The organism is Actinomadura sp. CNU-125, assembly GCF_001942465.1.
Taxonomy (GTDB): domain Bacteria; phylum Actinomycetota; class Actinomycetes; order Streptosporangiales; family Streptosporangiaceae; genus Spirillospora.
Genome location: NZ_MKJY01000088.1, coordinates 1 through 19515, shown reverse-complemented (window position 1 = coordinate 19515; position 19515 = coordinate 1). Strand labels below are relative to the sequence as shown.

Sequence of the window (19515 nt, the reverse complement as noted above, 5' to 3'; positions counted from 1 at the left end):
CGGTGCCGGTGGCGGCGATCGTGAGGGTGCCGCGGTGGGCGTGGGCGATCTCGCGGGCGATGGCGAGGCCGAGCCCGGTGCCCCCGGCGCGCGGCTGCGGGCGGTGTCGAGGCGGGTGAAGCGTTCGAAGACGCGTTCGCGGTCGGACGGGGGGATCCCGGGGCCGTCGTCGGCGACCGTGAGGCAGGCCCACGAGCCCGCGCGGGCGACCTCGATGCGGACGGTCGACTCCGCGTACCGTTCGGCGTTGTCGAGGAGGTTGCCCAGCAACCGGACGAGCTGCATCCGGACGGCCCACACCGTGACGTCCGGTTCGAGTTCGGTGACGAGTTCGTGCGCGGAGGTTCGGCGGCGGAGTTCGGCCGCCGCGAGAGCGGACAGGTCGACCGGTTCGTGTGCGACGGTCCCGCCGGTGCCGATGCGGGCCAGGAGCAGGAGATCGGTGACGATCGATTCGAGGCGGTCGGTGTCGCGGAGGGCGGAGGCGACGACGGCGGGGAGGTCGTTGTCGTCGGGGTGCATGGCGGCGTCTTCGAGGTTGGCGCGCAGCCCGGTGATGGGGGTGCGCAGTTCGTGGGAGGCGTCGGAGGCGAACTGGCGCTGGCGGGCGACGGACTTCTCGAGGCGGTCGAGGGTGGCGTTGGCGGTGCGGGCGAGCTGGGCGATCTCGTCGTCGCCGGGCGGCTGGGGGACGCGGCGGGCCAGGTCGGTGGCGGTGATCTCGGCGAGCTGGGCGCGGATGGCCTCGACGGGGCCGAGGGTGCGGCCGACGACGCGCCAGGTCACCCACGCGGCGAGGGCGGCGAAGGCGAGGACGCACAGGAGGAGGATGCCTTCGAGGAGGCCGGTGGTGAGGTACGGGGGCAGTGGTTTGGCGGCGTAGACGACGGGCGAGTCGGGGGCGGTGCTGACCCGGATGGCTTCGACGACGGAGCAGTGGCGGCCCGGCCAGGTGCCGCGGCATTCGGTGTAGTCGCGGACGCGCATGTGGCTGGAGGGCCAGAGTGTGCTCACCGGGAGACCGTCCGTAGCCGGAAGGTTGGCGTTTAGGACACGGCCGCCCGGTTCGACCACTTGGAGGGTTATGTCGCCCCGAGTGTCCGGGATGGGGGTGCGGAGGGTGCCGTCGCGGACACCGCCGCTGACGCGCCGGGCGTCCGCCTGGGCCTGCCGGAGCATGTCGGCTTCGACCGTGGCGCGCACCGCGACGTCCGCGCCGGTGGCGGTCGCACCGAAGACGAGGGCGGCGATGACGGCGGCGACGAGCGTGTCCCGGGTCCTGATCGACCGGGGGCGGATCCGCATGGGCCCTCCCGTTGGGTCCATCACAGAGTGTCACGTGACCGGGGCTTGACCCGCATGCTACCGATCGGTCACAAATCGGCGGCCCGAAACCAGGCGCCGGGTTTTCAGCCCTGCTCAGCGGGACATCCCGTTTTATGACGGTTCCCCCCAGAGCACCAGGGACGGACACATGGGCAGGGACGTGGCCTCGGCCAACATCAGCGGCGAGGATCGGCGGCGGTACAGGGAGAAAGTGCGCAGGTGCCTGGACGTCCTGGCGCGCATGCTCGGCGAATCCCAGTTCGACTTCCGGCGCCCGCACATCGGCCTGGAGATCGAGCTGAACCTGATCGACGCGGTCGGCGACCCGCTGATGCGCAACGCGGACGTGCTGAAGGCGATCGCCGACCCCGCGTGGGCGACCGAGCTGGGGCAGTTCAACCTGGAGATCAACATCCCGCCGCGCGAGCTGGGCGGGGAGGGCGCCGGGGAGTTGGAGTCGGAGGTCCGCGATCACCTGCTGCACGCGGACGGGCGCGCGCAGGAGGTCGGCGGACGGCTGGTGATGATCGGGATCCTGCCGACGCTGCGGCGCGGCGACATCGGGGAGGAGACGCTGTCGGCGAACGCGCGGTACAAGATGCTGAACGACCAGATCTTCGCGGCGCGCGGCGAGGAGTTCCACATCTCGATCGACGGCGCGGAGCCGCTGCGGATGCACGCCGACAACATCACCCCGGAGGCGGCCTGCACGAGCGTCCAGTTCCATCTGCAGGTGAGCCCGGACCAGTTCGGCGCGTACTGGAACGCGGCGCAGGCGGTGGCGGGCCCGCAGGTGGCGACGGCGGCGAACTCGCCGTTCCTGTTCGGGCACCGGTTGTGGCAGGAGTCGCGGATCCGGTTGTTCGAGCAGTCGACCGACACCCGTCCGGACGAGCTGAAGGCGCAGGGCGTCCGGCCGCGGGTGTGGTTCGGGGAACGCTGGATCACGTCGGTGTTCGACCTGTTCGAGGAGAACACCCGGTATTTCCCGGCGCTGCTGCCGCTGTGCGACGAGGAGGATCCGCGGGAGGTCCTGGACGCGGGCGGCGTGCCGCAGCTCGGCGAGCTGACCTTGCACAACGGGACCGTCTACCGCTGGAACCGTCCGATCTACGCGGTGTTCAAGGGCCGCCCGCACCTGCGGGTGGAGAACCGGGTGCTGCCCGCGGGGCCGTCGGCGGCGGACGTGGTCGCGAACGGCGCGTTCTACTACGGCGTGGTGCGCGCGCTGGCGGAGGAGGACCGGCCGGTCTGGACGCGGATGTCGTTCAACACCGCCGAGGAGAACCTGCACCGCGCGGCCCGCGACGGGATCGACGCGACGATGTACTGGCCTGGCATGGGGAACGTCCCGGCGGCGGAACTGGTGCTGCGCAAGCTGCTGCCGCTGGCGTACGAGGGGCTCGACCGGTGGGGCGTCGACCCGGCCCGCCGCGACCGGCTGCTCGGCATCATCGAGCGCCGCTGCGTGACCGGGCGGACGGGCGCCGCGTGGCAGATCGAGACGGTCGCGGAGCTCGAACGGTCCGGGGCGTCCCGGCACGACGCGCTGCGGATGATGACGCGCGCGTACGCGGCGCACATGCGGGGCAACGAGCCGGTCCACACGTGGCCGATCGGAGTGTGAACCGGTCTTCTTCACAAGATCCGCACATTTCACCCCCAGGGGCTCCATAGCGGGCTTCTAGAGTCGGGTGCCGTGACGGTCAACGAACACGGCATCCCCGGCACGAACGTGCCGGCGCAGCGCGTCCTCGTCGTCGAGGACGAGCCGACGATCGCCCGCGCGGTCGCCGACCGGCTCGCGGCGGAGGGGTTCGCGGCGGAGATCGCCGCCGACGGCCCCGCCGCGGTCGAACGCGCCCGCGCGTGGGAACCGGACCTGATCGTCCTCGACGTGATGCTGCCCGGCTTCGACGGCATCGAGGTGTGCCGCCGCGTGCAGGCCGAACGTCCCGTCCCGGTGCTGATGCTGACGGCCCGCGACGACGAGACCGACCTGCTGGTGGGGCTCGGCGTCGGCGCCGACGACTACGTGACCAAGCCGTTCAGCATGCGCGAGCTGGTCGCCCGCATCCGCGCGGTGCTGCGCCGCGTCGGGCGTCCGGCGCCGGAACCGCGGGCGGACGCGCGGGCGGAGGCACGGGAGCCGCGCCCCGAGCCGCTGCGCGCCGGGGACCTGGAGGTCGATCCGGAGGCGCGGCGGGTCCGCCGGGACGGGCGCGAGGTGCACCTCACGCCGATCGAGTTCGACCTGCTCGCGTGCCTGCTGCGCAACCGCGGCACCGTCCTGACCCGCGCCGTCCTGCTGGAGCAGGTGTGGGACTGGACGGACGCGTCCGGAACCAGGGTCGTCGACAGCCACGTCAAAGCGCTGCGCCGCAAGCTCGGGCAGGGCCTCATCCGAACCGTCCACGGCGTCGGCTACAGCCTGGAGGACGAGACGTGAGGACGGTGGGCAGGCTGTGGGCGCTGCTGCCGCGGCCGCTGGACCCGCTGCGCTCCATCCGGGTCAAGTTCGGCGTCGTGGTCGTCGTCACCACGAGCGTGGCGGTACTGACCGTTCTGTGGGGATACCGGTTGGGTTTCCGGGCGCGGGAGACGCTGCCGGTCACCGTGCTGATCTCCCTCGGCGTCATCCAGCTGATCGCGCACGGCATGACCGCGCCGCTGCGCGCCATGACGGCGGCGGCCACCGCGATGGCGCGCGGCGACTACAGCCGGCGGGTCCGCACCACGTCCCGCGACGAGGTCGGGGAGCTGGCGGAGGCGTTCAACCGGATGGCCGCCGACCTCGCCGAGGTGGAGCGGCAGCGCCGCGAGTTCGTCGCGAACGTCTCGCACGAGCTGCGCACCCCGATCAGCGCGCTGCGGGCCGTCCTGGAGAACGTCGCCGACGGCGTCACCCCGGCGTCGGCGGACGTGCTGGAGTCGGCGCTCGACCAGACCGAACGCCTCGGCCGGCTCGTCACGCAGTTACTGGAACTGTCCCGGATGGAGGCGGGCGCGACGCCTCTCGACCCCGCGCGGATGGACGTCGCCGCGTTCGTCGACGACGTCGTCGCCGAGTCCGCCGCGGGGCACCCGGACGCGCTGTTCGACACCGACGTCCCGTCCGGGCTGCAGGCCGTCGCCGACCGCGACCGGCTGCACCAGATCGTCGCGAACCTGCTGGACAACGCCGTCCGGCACGGCCCGGCGGGGACGCCCGTCACGCTGGCCGCACGGCCCGCGGGCCCGTCCGGCGGCCTCGTCGTGGAGGTCGCCGACCAGGGGCCCGGCATCCCGCCCGAAGAACGGGTGCGGGTGTTCGAACGCTTCTCGCGCGGCGCCGCGTCCGGCCCGCGCGCCGGCACGCCCGGTGGCGGCACCGGGCTGGGTCTCGCCATCGCCCGCTGGGCGACCGACCTGCACGGCGGCGAGATCACCGTCCTCGACGTCCCCGCCGGCTGCCGCATCCGCGTCGTCATCCCCCCGAACCCCGGAGGTTCACCTTGACCGATACGCCGGTGTCGTCGCAGAAGAAACCGCCCGGAAACGCCCCGGCGCCGCCCGCCCCGGGCGGGCGGCCGCTCGTGTACGGGCCCATGCCGCCGCCCTACTTCATCAAGCCGTCCAAGCTGAACCGGATGTACCGGCGGTGGCCGCACCCGGAGCCGCTCCGGCCCGCGTTCGTGGCCGCCACGGCGGGCGCCGGGCTCGTCGGCGCGATCGCCCTCGGCCCGATGCTGCGGGAGGGCTCCTTCGGTATCGGCCTGCCGATCGTCGCGGCCGCCGTCGGGCCGTCGCGGGCGCGCCGGGCAGCGGGCCGGACGGGTGGTGGCGCCCCCGACGCGCAGGCGCCGGGGCGTCCGCCGTGTCAACCTGACCGCCGTCGCGTTCACGCTGCTCGCGCTGGCCCTGGTGGGGACGGTCGCGGTGCGCGACGCCGACTGGGTCGTCGCGCTCGCGTTCCTGCTCGCCATGCCGATCGCCTCGTACGCGGCCGCGGGCGGACGGTCGTGGGTCGAGCTGATCGGCGGCGGGCTCGCCTACCCGCTGAACGGCCTGCGGATGCTGCCGTGGGCGGCGCGCGGCGTGGGCGGCGCGGCGTCCTCGGGACGCGGCGTGACCTGGCCCGTCATCCGCACCGCGCTCATCGCGGCCGGGTTGCTGCTGGTGTTCGGCGCGCTCTTCGCGGGGGCGGACGCGGCGTTCGGCGACCTGGCCGCGGGACTCATCCCGGACGTCTCGGGCGGCAACGTCTTCGTGTACGGGTTCGCGTTCGTCGCGACGATGCTCGCCGCGCTCGCCGGCGTCAATCTCGCGCAGGCGCCGCCGCCGCTGCACCTGCTCGCCCGGCCGCGCCCCGCACCGGCCGGACGCTGGTCGTGGATCGTCCCGATCGCCGCACTCGACCTGCTGTTCCTCGCGTTCTGCGCCGTCCAGGCCCGGGTGTTCCTCGCCGCCGACCGGGACGCGCTGCTCGCCGAGACCGGCCTCACCTACGCCGAGTACGCGCGGCAGGGCTTCTTCCAGCTCGTGGTGGTGACGCTGCTGGTGATCGCCGTCATCGCGCTGGCGAAGACGTGGGCGCCTCCGCCACGCGCGCGACCGCGCGACCGTCCGGGCGCTGCTCGGGCTGCTGTGCGCGCTGACGCTGGTGGTCGTCGCGGTCGCGCTGCGGCGCCTGTTCCTGTACGAGGAGGCGTTCGGCTGGACGCGGCTGCGGCTGTGGGTGCACGCGTTCGAGATGTGGCTCGGGCTCGTCGTGGTGCTCGGCGCGGTCGGCGCGGTGTTCGGGTTCCGCCGCGACCTGCTGCCGCGCGCGATCGCCGGTAGCGGCGCGGCCGCGCTGCTCGCGCTCGCCGCGATCAACCCGGACGCCTTCATCGCCGAACGCAACGTCGACCGGTTCGAGGCCACCGGCAAGATCGACCTGCTGTATCTGCAGGACCTGTCCGCCGACGCCGTCCCGGTGCTGGACCGGCTGCCGGAGCCGCAGCGGTCGTGCGCGCTCTGGTTGATCGACCGGAAGCTGACCGAGGACGAACCGGCCATGTCCGCCAACCTCGGCCGCGCCCGTGCCCGGGACCTGCTGGCCGACGCCCCGCCCGCGCAGGGCTCCGGCTACGAGACCTGCAGCGCCCTGGTCTACGGCACGGGCGGTTCCACCCGGTACTAGCCCGCCCGGCTCTAGTCCGCCGGGAGGCCGTCCATCGCGAGGAGGGCGAACGCGGCGAGGGTGGAGTCGTCGGTGATCAGGCCCTTCGCGACCAGCTCGCGGAACTCGGCCCGCGACACCCACCGCTGCCGCATGTCCTGCTCCTCGGCCTCCCGGTCGGGCTCGCCGGGCGTCAGCGCCGTCGCGTGGAAGATCGTGAAGCCCTGGCCGCTCGTCCCGTGCGAGCAGTTCAGGTAGCCGATGCGGCGCAGCGTCCGGCGGTGAACCCGGTCTCCTCGGCCAGCTCGCGGCGGGCCAGCTCCGTCGGCTCCACCACCGCGCGGCCGGGCGCGGCGCCCTGCGGGAAGTTCCACGTGCGGCGGCCGATCGGGTAGCGGAACTCCTCCACCATGTGGAAGCCGCCGTCCTCCTCGGGGATCACGAGCACGAAGTCGGGCTTGTCGATGACGCCGTAGATGCCGCGCGAGCCGTCGAGCCGCTCGACCTCGTCCTCGCGGACCACCATCCACGGGTTCTCGTAGACGACGCGCGACGCGATCCGCCGGACGGCGGGCCGCTCGCCCGCGTCCCTATCCAGGTCGGACATGTCAGGCTCCCACCCCGTATCGGTAGATGAGTTCGTGCCGGTGCCCCGCCACCACCCGGTGGGTCACCTCGACGACCCGGTCGTCCTGGTCGTACGCGCGGCGCCACAGCGTCAGCACCGGCTGCTCCGGGCCGATCTCCAGCACCTCCTGCTCCTCCGCCCGCGGCAGCCGGCAGGTCACCGTCTCCTCGAACACGATCGCGAGCCCCGCCTCCTCCAGCCGCGAGTAGATCCCGCCGGGCCCGGTGTCGACCTCCCGCAGGACCGGGACCCGCTCGACGACGTCGAGCAGCACCCAGGTCGTCGCGGTCTGCACGGGCGGGTCGCCCTCGACGCCCTGGACGCGCGCGCGCCGCAGCAACCGCGTCCCGGCGGGCACGGCGAGGCGCCGCGCGAGCCGCTCGTCCGCGACGACCTCGGCGACGGCCGTCCGGGTGAACGGGGTGCGGCCGGACCGCTGCGCCGACACGTGGAACCCGCGCCAGCCGCCGACCTGCCGGGTGACGTCGGACGCCGCACGGCGGATCCGTCCGGCGGCGTGGACCCGCACCCCGGAGCCGTGCTCGACGTGGACGAGGTCCTGCGCGGCGAGCATCCGCAGGGCGCGCCGGACGGTGGAGCGGTCGGCGCCGAACTCGCGGGCGAGGTCCCGCTCGGACGGCAGCCACGCGCCCGGGTCGAGCTCGCCCTCGACGATCCGGGCGGCCAGCGCACTGGTGATCGCTTGCGCCTTCGTGGGGGGTCGCGGCATACCAGATCCTGCTCCGAACTGCGGTGCGTCGATCTCACGATCTCACACCGCGTCCGGACAGGTGGCGAGTACCGTCAGGCCCACCTTGCCCCGGCGCCACGTTGGGCACCGCGACAATCTCCGTCCGTGTTCTGCCGAACACGTTGTGACACCACGCCCGGCGCCTTACGGTGGGCCTACCATAGGCCGACCAAGGAGTCCGCGGTGATGTCTGTGTCCATGTGCATGCCCGGCTGGCACAGCGAGCGCTCGGACGGTGGCCTGCGCGCCACCCGGGTGACGCCGTTGTCGGACTACCAGCTGCTCAACGGCTGCCTCGAAGAGATCGTCGCGCTCGACGAGGGCGAGCTGTGGCTGCTGTGCGACGCGCAGACCCGGCTGGCGGAGCGGGTCGCCACCGCCGAGCGGCTCCGCTTCAGGAGCGCCGGAAACTGACCACCTCGCCGCTCTCCCCGGCGGCGGGCCGCGCGGGCGGGATCAGGTGCTCGCCCGGCCCGGCCGCCAGCAGCGCCCGCGCCCGCAGCACGATCTCCAGGTCGAACCGCAGGTCCGGGTCCAGCAGCTGGTCGCCGAACAGCTCCTCCAGCTGCCGCAGCCGGTACCGGACGGTCTGCGGGTGCACGTGCAACCGCATCGCGACCTCGTTGGCGTTGCGGCCCGACTGCAGCCACGCCAGCAGCGTCTCGGCGAGCCGGTCCTGCTGGGACGGCCGCAGGTGCGACAGCGGCGCGAGCCGCAGGTCCGCGAGCGCCGTCGTGAGCCCCTCGTCCTGGAACAGGATCAGCGTGGACATGTGCTCCACGCTGCGCACCACGCCGTCCGCCTCGATGACGCCGCGCTGCACCAGGCACAGCGTCTTGCGCGCCCACTGGAACGAGCGGCCCGCCTCCATCACCGGGACGGTCGGGCCGACGACGGCCGGGGTCCCGGCGAGCGCCCGGTCCACGAGCTTCGCACGGCCCGGACCGTCCGGGTCGGGGATGATCAGGCTCGGGGTGCGGCGGGTGAGGTCGGCCAGCACGTCCGGCGGGAACGCCGTCCCGCGGTCGTCGCGGACCTGGCGGCCGAGCGCGACCGCCGCGACCGTCCGGGGCAGCGGCCAGTGCGCCGCCGCCGCGAGGTCCGCGACGGCCTCCGCCCCGGCGGGCGGGTCGGCGAACAGCAGGTCCAGCAGCCGCTTGCGGCGCCGCTGCATCTCCCCGGCCACCTCGGCCTTGGCCTGGGAGAAGCCCTCCGCCGCCGCGTGCGCCAGCTCGTCCTGGAACAGCATCAGCGCCTCGCCGACCGCGCCCAGCGTGCGGGACGGGACGGCCAGCGCGTCGGCGCCCTCGGTGATCCGCCGCCACGCGATCATCCCGCCGACCCGCATCGCGGTCTGCATCGCGTCGAGGCTGCGGCCCTCCCCGGCCTCGCCCCGTCCGATGGCGCGGAAGAAATCGGTGACGTTCGCGGGCTCGTGCTCCGGATCGGCCACCCGGTCCACGAAGTAGTGCAGCACGCGCTCGACGGCCTGCCGCAGGGTCCCGGAGTAGGCCCCGTCGCCCGGACGGTCGTACTCGCGGACCCTCGTCTGGATCTCCTGCATCATGTCGTCCGCCACCTCGTCGAGGTGCGGCCTCATGTGATCGGCCAGCTCCGTGGGCAGATCCGCCCAGGGCCGCCCGGTGGCGCTCGAACCGTCGTCCGACACGTATACCCTCCCCGCCGCTCGGTTCCCCTGCGTTCCGCGCCGCACACCGGGGGTAATTAACTACTTATGAGACCCATGTGAGGCAAATCATGACCCGTTGACCGTCCAGGGCGAAAGTCTAGGTCGGTAACAGACCAGAACCGGCCGCCCCACCCACCCACCCCTCCACACGGTGATCACGCAGGTGAAGGTCCGGGCGGCGCCTGGGGGTGGGTGGAGGCGGCGCCGCCCGGACCTTGCGGGGGGATCGTTCAGTTGCGGAAGCGGTTCAGGTTCTCCTCGCCGATGCGCTCGCGCATCGCCGGGTCGTCGATGCCCTGGCCCTCGCCGGTCGCGCCGCACAGGACCGCGACCTTGCCCGTGTGCTGGTTCGTCTGGACGGCGCGGGTCGCCTCGCCCGCGTCGTCCAGGTCGTAGACGCGCGACAGGGTCGGGTGGATCATGCCGAGGGAGATCAGCCGGTTGACCTCGACGGCCTCGTGGTAGTTGAAGCCGTGCGAACCGATGATGCTCTTCAGCCGCATCCACAGGAAGCGGTTGTCGTACTCGTGCTTGTAGCCGGTCGACGAACCGCACGTGACGACCTTGCCGCCGCGGCGGGCGACGTACACCGACGCGCCGAACGTCTCGCGGCCGAGGTACTCGAACACGATCCCCGGGTCCTCGCCGACGAGGCCGCGGATGGCCTCGCCCAGCACCCGTCCGGCCTTCGGGTTGCGCAGGCCCTGCTCACCGAGGTTCAGCTCGCTGCGGTTGATGATGTTGTCGCAGCCCTGCGAGCGGACGATCTCCGCCTTCTCCGGCGACGACACGACCGCGACCGGGATGCCGCCGCCGTTGCGGACGAGCTGCGTCGCGTACGAGCCGAGCCCGCCCGTCGCGCCCCAGATCAGGACGACGTCGCCCTGCTTCATCCGGGCCCCGTGCGGGCCGACGAGCATCCGGTACGCGGTCGCCGCGCACAGCGTGTTCGAGCCCGCCTCCTCCCACGACAGGTGCTTCGGCTTGCGGATGAGCTGGTTCGCCTTGACGATGCAGTACTCGCCGAGCGACCCGAAGTTCGTCTCGAAGCCCCACGCGAGCTGGCTCTCGCTCATCATGCCGTCGTCGTAGGAGCCGTGGTCCTCCTCGTCCACGAAGAACGGGGACAGGACGACCTTGTCGCCGGCCTTCCAGTTCCGCACGCCCTCGCCGGTGCGGACGACCACGCCCGAACCGTCCGACCCGAGGATGTGGTACGGCAGGTCGTGCCGGGCGCCGTACCAGCCCTGCCGACCGAACTTCTCCAGGAACGCGAACGTCGGGACCGGCTCGAAGATCGCCGACCAGACGGTGTTGAAGTTGATCGCCGCGGACATCACCGCGACCACGCACTCGTCGGGGGCGAGCTCGGGCATGTCGACCTCGTCCACGTGCAGCGAGCGGCGCACGTCCTTGTCGGTCTGCCCCTCGAAGATCCCGACCTCGTCCTTACGCGTGAAGGCGGCGCGGAACCGGGTCGGGAGGTCGATCTCCTGCAGCTCGGGACCGCTCGCGCCGTTGCGGACGGCGTCGAGAAGCGGGTGGGACGAGCCGGGCTGAGCCATGGGTGTCCTCCGTGGAACGACGGGGTGGGGCGAGCCCTCAGCGGGCCGGGGTCGGCCGGACGCGCGCGGCCGCGCCCGCGGCCTCCGGCGGTGCACTGCCTGCGGCCGTGCCGGGCGCGGGCGCGCGTCCGGCGAGCCGGTCTTCCAGGTGCGCGGCGAGCGTCCGCACGCCGGGCGGGTCGAGCAGATTGAGGTGGTGCACGTCCGGGATCGTCACCTTCTCCAGGTCGGAGCAGAGACCGCCGAAACCGTTGGTCCCGTCGAGCACGTAACGTGCGTCCCGGACCGCCCAAGGCGTCTCCTCGGGCGCGTAGTAGAGGATGACGCGGCCGTCGTACGGCTCGGGCCGGTACGCCTCCAGGGATCGGGTGTCCTGGTGGGACGTGAGCTGGTGGGTCAGCGCCGCCGGCGGAATGTGGTCCACCAGCGGGGCCGCCCGCTCCATGACCAGCGCGAACTGCGCCTCCTCGGTCAGCCCGGACAGCTCCTCGTAGGTGAGCGCGACGTCCAGGCCGTACGTTTCGTTGATGTAGTCGGCGAACGCGGAGAACCGGCGCGCGAGCGTGTCGGACTCGTCGTCCACGGCGAGCGGAAGGCCCGCGTCGAACAGCGCGACGAACTCGACCTCGCGTCCGGCCGCCCGCAACTGCCGGGCCGTCTCGTAGGCGAGGACGCCGCCGAACGACCAGCCGCCGAGCCGGAACGCGCCCTCGGGCTGCGCCTCCAGCAGATGCCGGACGTACCGGGCGGCGCGTTCCTCGACCGGCGGCGCGTCCTCGAACCGTTCGAGGCCGTACACCGGCTGATCGTCGCCGAGCAGCTCGACGAGCTGCCGGTAGCAGGCGGTCGTGCCGCCCGCCGGGTGCGCGATGAAGATCGGGCGGCGCGTCCCGGTGGCCTTCAGCGGACGGACGGTCTGCCGCGCCGCCTCCTCGTCGGCCGCGCGGATGAACTCCGCGACGTGCTCGGCCGTCGGCGTCGCGAGCAGTTCGCCCCGCGTGGCTTCGGTGCCGAGTTCGTTGACGAGCGTCGCGACGAGCCGGTCGGCCTGCGCGTCCGTCCCGCCGAGGTCGGCGAAGAAGTCCGCGGTGGCGCCGACGCGGTCGATCTCCAGGACGTCCTCGAAGATCCGGACGGCGAGGCGTTCGGCGGCGTCGCGCGGCATCACGTACCCGGCCTCGGCGTTCGACGCGGCCTGCGCGGGGGCGGGCGCGTCGGCGAGGCCCAGCTCACCGGCCGCCCACTCCTCGAACACGTTCACGCTCGCGCCCTGCAGCAGCACCGACGCGGGCACGGTCAGCCCGAGGTCGTGCTCGACGCCGCTCTTGATCCGGACGGCGACGAGCGAGTCGAGGCCGAGGTCGGTCAGCGGCACCGCCGGGTCGAGGCGCTGCGGCTCGAACCCGAGGACGGACGCGATCCGGTACCTGACCTGCGCGGCGATCGCCTTGCGCGCCTCCGCGGCCGGCAGCTCCCTGACCGCGTCGACGCCGGGCCAGTCGGCGGCCTCGCCCCGGTCGGCCCCGGCCGCCTCGGTGAGCGCCGCGAAGTACGGCATGTCGCGGATCTCGGGGAACAGCCCGACCGCGGTCGCCGGGTCGAACCGCAGGACGCCCGTCGCGGGACGCCCGTGCACCAGCAGCGCTTCGAGGGCTTCGGCGCCTTCTTCCGGGCTGATCGGCTCGATCACCGCGACCGCGAGGTCGCGGCGCGCCGCCGACCCGCGACCAGGTGCCCCAGTTGACGGTCGTGCCCGGACGGCCGTGCGCCCGCCGGTACGCCATCAGCGCGTCGATCGCGGCGCTCGCCGCGGCGTACGCGCCTTGCCCCGGCGAGCCGAGCAGGGCCGCCGCCGACGAGTGCATGACGAGCCAGTCGAGGTCGAGGTCCCACGTGGCTTCGCTGAGCCGCCGCGCACCCTCGACCTTCGCCGTCCACACCCTGTGGAGATCCTCCGCGCCGAGGTCGGCGATCAGCCGGTCGTCGATGGCGCCCGCGCCGTGCACGACGCCCCGCAGCTTCACGCCGCCCTCCTGCGCGACCCGCACCAGCCGCTCGGCGGTGCCGGGCGCCGCGATGTCGCCGAGGACGATCCCCACGTCGACGCCGCTCTCCCGCAGCCGCGCGATGACCTTCTCGGCCGCCGCGTCCGGACCCCGGCGGCCCGACAGCACGATCCGCGCCGCGCCCCGTTCGGCGAGCAGCCGCGCGGTGACCAGGCCGATCCCGCCGTACCCGCCGGTGACCACGTACGCGCCGCCGCGCCGCACGAGCCGCGCCGGCTTCGCGGGCGGCGCGAGCGCCGCACCGGGCGCGAGCCGCGCCGTGTACCGGACGCCGCCGCGCCACGCGACCTCCCGCGCGTCCGCGCCGGCCAGCAGTTCGGCGACGAGGTCCGCGGGCCGGTCGACGTCCGCGTGCGTCGCGCGCTGGACCGTCCGCTCGAACGCCAGGACCCGGGTGAGCGCGCTGACGAACCCGTGCGCGGGCTCCCCCGCCTCCCCGTCCAGGACGGGCACGGCGGTGCGGGTCGCGACGTACAGCCGGGGCCCGTCGGGCAGCGTCCGGCTGACCCGCGCGACCGTGAGCACGAGTTCCTCGTCGACGAGCCCGGCGGACGGCACGAGCACGACGCCCGCGACCGCCCCGCCGTCCATCGGATGGTCGTCGGGCGGCGTCGCGGTGAGCAGGTGCCGGATCACCGGACGCCCGCGCTCGGCGAGACCGTCGGCGACCGCCCCGGCCAGCACGTCGTCCGCCTCCGCCAACACGAGCCACGCACCGCCGGACGAGCCGTCCGAGGCGTCCCCGCTGCTCGGGGTGGATTCGGGGGCGGTGTCTCCGGCGAGCGGGGACTCGTCCCAGACGAGTTCGACGAGCTTGTCGTGCAGTGGGACAGGGACGTCGGGGCGGTCGGTGCGGCGGAGCGTGATGCCGGTGGCTTCGAGGAGGACTCGGCCGTCGGCGTCCAGCAGGACGACCGTGCCGGTCATGGCGCCCGCGCCCTGCAGGACGGTCGCGCGGGCGCGGCCGCCGCGGTGGGTCGGGCCGTGGACGCGCAGGCCGCCGATGGTCTCGGCGAGCCAGACGTGGTCGTCCCCGGCGACCGCGGCGGCCTCGGCGGACAGGACGGCGAGGCAGCGGTCGAGGACCTCGGGGTGCAGGCGGTAGTGGCGGCTGCCGCGCTCGGCGGGGGCGATCTCGGCGAGGCCGTCCAGGCCCTCGGCGGGGCCGGTGGCGGGGGCGCGGCCGTCCTCGCCGACGTCCGCGTGAGCCGGGTCCAGGTGCCCGCGGGGGTGCGGCCGTGGATCTCGACGCGCTGCTCGTCCTCGGTGCAGGTCGTGGTGACGGTCGTGTGGTCGGCGAGCGCGAGCGGCCGCTCCATCCACAGGCTGTTGACGCGGACGTCGGCGGTGCCGAGGACGCTCGCCCCGGCGGCGAGGGCCATCTCGGCGTACGCGGCGACCGGCAGGACGGGCAGGCCGTGGACGGCGAGGTCGGCGAGCCACGGGCGGGCGGCGAGGCCCACGTCGGCGCGCCACGCGTGCCGTTGCTCGCCGGGCAGTTCGACGTGCGCGCCGAGCAGCGGGTGCTCGTCGCGGCCGCGGTCGGCGCGCGCGGAGAGGTCGACCCAGTGGCGTTCGTGCCGCCACGGGGAGAACGGGACGTCGACGATCGCGCCGCCCGCGGGCGCGGCGACCGCGAGGCCGTGCGCGGCGAGGCGGGCGAGCTGCGCGTGGAAGGTGAGGGTGTCGTCGGTCTCCTCGCCCTTCCGCGCGCGCTTCAGCGTGTGCGTGACGAGCGCGCCCGAGCCGTCGAGGGTCTCGCCGACGGCGTGCGCGAGGATCGGGTGCGCGTTGACCTCGACGAACGTGCGGTGGCCGTCCTCGGACGCGGCGGCGATCGCGTCGGTGAGCCGGACGGGGTTGCGCAGGTTCGACGCCCAGTATTCGGCGTCGAGGGTCGCCGCCGTCCCGGCGGCGAAGGCGCGCGGGTCGTCCAGGGCCGTGGTGTAGAGGACGATCCCGTCCGCGAGCGGCGTGCCCGGTTCGGCTCCGACGCCCGCGAGCCGCTCCCGCAGTTCGGGGAGGAGCGGGTCGACCTGCGGGGAGTGGCCGGCGCCCTCGGCCTGGACCATGCGGGCGAGCCGGCCTTCGGCCTCGGCGCGCCGGACGACCTCGGCGACCTGGTCCGCGTCGCCGGTGACGACCGTCTGCTTCGGCGAGGAGTGGACGGCCGCGTACAGCTCCGGCAGGTCGTGCGCCAGGTCCTCGACTTCGGCGGCGGACGCGCCGAGCACGGCCATCGCGCCGCCGCGACGAGGCGGGTGAGCAGCCGGGAGCGGCGGCAGATGACGCGGACGCCGTCCTGCGGGGTGAGGGCCCCGGCGACGACGGCGGCGGCGACCTCGCCCATCGAGTGGCCGACCACCGCGCCGGGCGTGACGCCGTACGCCTTCCACATGCGGGCGAGGCCGAGCTGGATCGCGAACAGGACGGGCATCGTTTCGGCCGGTCCGTCCGGTTTCGCCCCGGATTCGAGGAGGTCCCACAGGGCGGGGCCGCCCTCCTCGGCGAACAGCCCGTCGAGGTCGTCGATGGCCTCGGCGAACGCGGGCTCCTCTTCGAGGAGCCGCTGCGCCATGCCCGCGCGCTGCGCCCCGTACCCGGAGAACACCCAGACGGGACGGCCGGGCGTGCCGATCGCCGAGCCGGTGACGCGCCCGGGTGGGGGCGTCCCTCGGCGAGGGCGGTGAGCCCGTCGACCAGCCCGGCGCGGTCGCGGGCGGCGACGGCGGCGCGGGCCCGGCCGCGCCCGGCGCGCCCGTGCAGGGTGCGGGCGAGATCGGGCAGGTCGGGCAGGTCGGGCAGGTCGGGCAGGTCGCGTCGGCGTCCCGCAGCCAGGCGGCGAGGACGGACGCGTGGTCGCGGATCCGGTCGTCGGCGGTGTCGGAGAGGGGGAACGTCCGGACGACCGCGGGCTGGACGCGCGGTTCGGGCGCCGGTGCGGCTTCGAGGATCACGTGCGCGTTCGTCCCGCCGAAGCCGAAACCGGACACGCCCGCGCGGGCCGGATGCCCGCGTTCGGGCCACGGCGTCTCCGCGGCGACGACCGACAGCCGCAGGTCGTCGAACGGGATGTGCGGGTTCGGCTCGCGGTAGTGCGCGCTCGGCGGGATGACGCGGTGGTGCAGCGCGAGGACGGCCTTGATCAGGCCCGCGACGCCCGCGGCCGATTCCATGTGCCCGAGGTTCGACTTCGCCGAACCGAGCAGGAGCGGCTCGTCCGGGGCGCGGCCCGCGCCGAGGACCTCGCCGACGGCCTTCGCCTCGATCGGGTCGCCGAGGAACGTGCCGGTGCCGTGCGCCTCCAGGTAGTCGACCTCGCGGGTGTCGATCCCGGCGGACGCGTACACGTCGCGGAGCAGCGCCCGCTGCGCGTCGGAGTTCGGGGCGACGAGCCCGTTGGAGCGGCCGTCGGAGTTGACGCCGCTGCCCCGGACGACCGCGAGGATCCGGTCGCCGTCGCGCCGCGCGTCCGAGAGGCGCTTCAGGACGACCGCGCCGCAGCCCTCCGCGCGGACCATGCCGTCGGCGGACGCGTCGAACGCCTTGCAGTGCCCGTCGGCGGCGGTGCCCCCGGCGAGGTCGAACGTCATGGTGACCGTCGGGGACAGCAGCAGGTTCACGCCGCCCGCGAGCGCCACGTCGGCCTCGCGCGCCGCAGCGCCTGCACCGCGAGGTGCGTCGAGACGAGGGACGAACTGCAGGCCGTGTCGACGATCATGCTGGGGCCGCGCAGGTCCAGCAGGTACGACAGCCGGTTCGCGATGATGCTGAGCGCGGCGCCGGTGGCGGTGAACGGCTCCAGGGCGGCCGGGTCGGACGCGGTGAACGCGCCGTACTCGGGGGCGGACACGCCGACGAACACGCCGGTGCGGCTGCCGCGCAGCGACGCCGGGCCGATCCCGGCGTGCTCGAACGCCTCCCAGGCGACCTCCAGCACGAGCCGCTGCTGCGGGTCCATGACCGCTGCTTCGCGGGGGGTGATGCCGAAGAACTGGGCGTCGAACTCGGCGACGTCGTCCAGGAAGCCGCCGAGGCGGGTGGTCTTGGCGAGCAGGTCGCCGACCTCGGGGGAACCGTCGTCGAACGGGTCCCAGCGTCCGTCCGGAACCTCCCGGATCGCGTCGCCGCGGCCGGTGAGGAACCGCCAGTAGTCGGCGGGCCCGGTCAGGTCGCGGTCGCCGCCGGGGAAGCGGCAGCCGATCCCGACGACCGCGATCGGCTCGTCGGCGGACGGGGCGGCGGACGGGACGGACGGCGCCGCCGGTGCGGCGCTCGCGGCGGGTGCGAGGTCGGCGCCGGAGGCGAGGGCGACCGAGAGCTTGTCGATCGTCGGGTGCTCCCAGACGAGAGTGGCGGGGAGCGACCGGCCGAGCATCTGCTCCAGCTCGCCCGCGATCGCGACGGCGTCGCGGGAGGCGAGCCCGAACTCTTCGAGCGGACGGTCGGAATCGATCTGGTCTGCGGTGGTCCGGGAGCGACGCGCGATCTGCTCGATCAGGTGCCGGCGAATCGAATCCTCGCTGATCCGAGCCCGATCCTGCGGGATGTCCCGCGCGGCTCCGGAACGATCGTTGCTCTGCATGCGGTGGGTTCCCCCCATGACGGGATCGTTCATCGAAGCAGGGACCCACTTTGTCCCACGATGACCGGCACGGGATGCGCATCCAGACCACTTTTCTCCGAAGTCACTTGTCACGGTGATGACAAGACTCGGTAGTAACCAATGTGGCCTGATGGGATAGTTGAGACAGCCATCCCACAGTTGTGATGGGTAACCGGTAATGAACCAAAAGTAACAATAGTTCGACGAGACATTTTAGGGGGTAGCGGCGGATTTCCCGCGCGCGGGGGAGATCACGCCGCGTGCACCGTTGACCCGGGGCCGATACCGATGGGCGCTGGCGGTCGTCGCCGTCAGCGCATTCATGATCACCATGGACAACACGGTGGTCTTCAACGCGCTGCCCACGATCATGGCCGATCTCGACATGTCGGATTCGGCCAAGGACTGGGTCGCCACCGGGTACATCCTGATGTTCTCGTGCCTCATGATCGCGGGCGGTCGGCTCACCGACGTCTACGGGCCGCGCCTCACGTTCACGTCCGGGATGATCGTGTTCACCGCGGCGTCCGCCGTCTGCGGATTCGCGCAGTCGACCGACGTCCTGATCCTGGCCCGCATCGTGCAGGGCGCCGGGGCCGCGCTCGCGCTGCCCGCCACGCAGGTCATGGTCACCGTCGGCCGCAACGACAAGCAGCGCTCGATCGGCAACATCGTCTGGATCGGCGCTGCGTCCAGCGCCACCGCCCTCGGCCCGACGATCGGCGGCATCATCGTCCAGCACTGGGACTGGGGCTGGATCTTCCTGATCAACATCGTGCCCGGGATCCTGGTGATCCTGCTCGGCATGTTCGTCCTCACCGGGCACGGCGACAACAAGGACGCCCGCGTCGACCTGCCCGGCGTGCTCATCTCCGCGACGATGCTGTTCGCGTTCACCTACGGGCTGGAATCCGGCAACAAGCACGGCTGGACCGACCCGTCCGTGCTCAGCGTCTTCGCGCTCGGCCTGATCGCGCTCGTCTGCTTCATCATGGTCGAGAGCTGGGCCCCCGACCCGATGATCGACATGCGGTTCTTCCGCAACCGCGTCTTCACCGGCGGGCTGCTGTCGCAGATGCTCTACGGCATCGGCTTCAACGGCATGATGTTCTACTCCGCGACGTTCCTGCAGCGCTTCCTGGACTTCTCGCCGCCCCAGGCCGGGCTGGTCATGCTGCCCCCCGCCATCACGATCATGCTGCTGACGCCCGTCGCGTTCCTGCTCGCCACCAAACTCGGCCCGCGCCCCGCGATCGGCGGCGGGATGGCGCTGATGGCGCTCGGCATGTTCCTGTTCTCGACGATCCAGCGCGGCGACGGCTACGCCGACCTCATGCCCGGCGTCATGCTCGTCGGCGTCGGCGCCGCCCTCGGCATGCCGCTGGTGATGTACGTGCTGAAGGCCGTCCCCGAGCAGCAGGCGGGCGTCGCCAGCGGCGTCATCAACGTCATCCGGGAGGCGTCCGGCGCGTTCGGCATCGCGATCGTCGGGCTGCTCATCCACAACGTCCCCGACGAGGGCGCGAGCGCCGCCGAACTGGAGGTGTTCCGCGAGGGCACGTCGTCCGGGCTGATCCTCGGCGCCGCGCTGGTGCTGGTCGGCGGCCTCATCGGCGGTTTCACCCTGCCCAGCCGGCGCGGCTGGCTCGGCCCCAAGCACGGCAAGCAGCGCCCGCTCGTCGCCGACCCGCCGCCCCGCCGCCGCGCCGCGAAGTCCGCCGCACCGCCCGCCGCGGCGGC

Annotated in this window: 11 protein-coding genes and 6 pseudogenes; 6 read left to right on the top strand and 11 right to left on the bottom strand. The window is 73.5% G+C overall.

Annotated features, from left to right (window positions below; all coding sequences use genetic code 11):
• Nucleotides 1-153: 153 nt before the first annotated feature.
• Nucleotides 154-987, bottom strand: a pseudogene (locus tag BJF79_RS59485) (sensor histidine kinase); the annotation flags it as partial.
• Between the two features lie 487 nt (nt 988-1474).
• On the opposite strand from BJF79_RS59485, the gene BJF79_RS11670 reads away from it, so the two are divergent.
• From BJF79_RS11670 to BJF79_RS66745, 4 genes and pseudogenes are all read left to right on the top strand, one after another.
• Complete coding sequence (locus BJF79_RS11670; RefSeq protein WP_075896992.1) at nt 1475-2953, top strand: glutamate--cysteine ligase; 1479 nt, start codon at nt 1475-1477, stop codon at nt 2951-2953.
• 72 nt (nt 2954-3025) lie between these two features.
• On the top strand, nt 3026-3775 hold the full coding sequence (locus BJF79_RS11665; RefSeq protein WP_075896990.1) for a response regulator transcription factor: 750 nt from the start codon (nt 3026-3028) through the stop codon (nt 3773-3775).
• Nucleotides 3772-4824: a sensor histidine kinase gene (locus tag BJF79_RS11660; protein ID WP_262401877.1), complete on the top strand. Its 1053-nt coding sequence runs from the start codon at nt 3772-3774 to the stop codon at nt 4822-4824. The genes BJF79_RS11665 and BJF79_RS11660 overlap by 4 nt, the downstream gene beginning before the upstream one ends.
• 318 nt (nt 4825-5142) lie before the next feature.
• A pseudogene (locus BJF79_RS66745) lies at nt 5143-6490 on the top strand (DUF4153 domain-containing protein).
• Nucleotides 6491-6501: 11 nt separating this feature from the next.
• On the opposite strand, the gene BJF79_RS59475 reads toward BJF79_RS66745, so the two are convergent.
• The 3 genes from BJF79_RS59475 to BJF79_RS11640 all read right to left on the bottom strand — a co-directional run bounded on the left by BJF79_RS59475 (nt 6502) and on the right by BJF79_RS11640 (nt 7827).
• Nucleotides 6502-6624, bottom strand: coding sequence for a hypothetical protein (locus BJF79_RS59475; protein WP_262401876.1), 123 nt, complete (start codon nt 6622-6624; stop codon nt 6502-6504).
• A gap of 95 nt (nt 6625-6719) precedes the next feature.
• Nucleotides 6720-7076 (bottom strand): hypothetical protein, encoded by a 357-nt coding sequence (locus BJF79_RS59470; RefSeq protein WP_262401875.1) that lies wholly within the window; start codon nt 7074-7076, stop codon nt 6720-6722.
• A gap of 1 nt (nt 7077) precedes the next feature.
• Entirely contained in the window at nt 7078-7827 is a 750-nt protein-coding gene (locus BJF79_RS11640; RefSeq protein WP_075896984.1) for a GntR family transcriptional regulator, read from the bottom strand.
• 204 nt (nt 7828-8031) lie between these two features.
• Between BJF79_RS11640 and BJF79_RS11635 the strand changes: the two genes are divergently transcribed.
• Entirely contained in the window at nt 8032-8262 is a 231-nt protein-coding gene (locus BJF79_RS11635; protein ID WP_143219852.1) for a hypothetical protein, read from the top strand.
• Here the strand turns inward: BJF79_RS11635 and BJF79_RS11630 are convergent.
• From BJF79_RS11630 to BJF79_RS59445, 7 genes and pseudogenes are all read right to left on the bottom strand, one after another.
• Nucleotides 8243-9517, bottom strand: coding sequence for a helix-turn-helix domain-containing protein (locus BJF79_RS11630; protein WP_075896980.1), 1275 nt, complete (start codon nt 9515-9517; stop codon nt 8243-8245). The genes BJF79_RS11635 and BJF79_RS11630 overlap by 20 nt on opposite strands.
• A 251-nt stretch (nt 9518-9768) precedes the next feature.
• Entirely contained in the window at nt 9769-11103 is a 1335-nt protein-coding gene (gene ccrA, locus BJF79_RS11625) for a crotonyl-CoA carboxylase/reductase (protein ID WP_075896978.1), read from the bottom strand.
• A 37-nt stretch (nt 11104-11140) separates the two neighbouring features.
• A complete protein-coding gene (locus BJF79_RS59465) occupies nt 11141-12478 on the bottom strand; it encodes a non-ribosomal peptide synthetase (protein ID WP_262401874.1) in 1338 nt (445 codons plus the stop codon).
• A gap of 409 nt (nt 12479-12887) precedes the next feature.
• Nucleotides 12888-13760: pseudogene (locus tag BJF79_RS59460) on the bottom strand (SDR family NAD(P)-dependent oxidoreductase); the annotation flags it as partial.
• A 332-nt stretch (nt 13761-14092) separates the two neighbouring features.
• A pseudogene (locus BJF79_RS59455) lies at nt 14093-15355 on the bottom strand (acyltransferase domain-containing protein); the annotation flags it as partial.
• A gap of 125 nt (nt 15356-15480) precedes the next feature.
• Nucleotides 15481-15747: pseudogene (locus BJF79_RS59450) on the bottom strand (acyltransferase domain-containing protein); the annotation flags it as partial.
• A 301-nt stretch (nt 15748-16048) separates the two neighbouring features.
• A pseudogene (locus tag BJF79_RS59445) lies at nt 16049-17836 on the bottom strand (beta-ketoacyl synthase N-terminal-like domain-containing protein); the annotation flags it as partial.
• A 270-nt stretch (nt 17837-18106) separates the two neighbouring features.
• Between BJF79_RS59445 and BJF79_RS11615 the strand changes: the two are divergent.
• Nucleotides 18107-19515: MFS transporter (locus BJF79_RS11615; protein ID WP_262401873.1), on the top strand; the 1409-nt coding region annotated here is incomplete at its 3' end.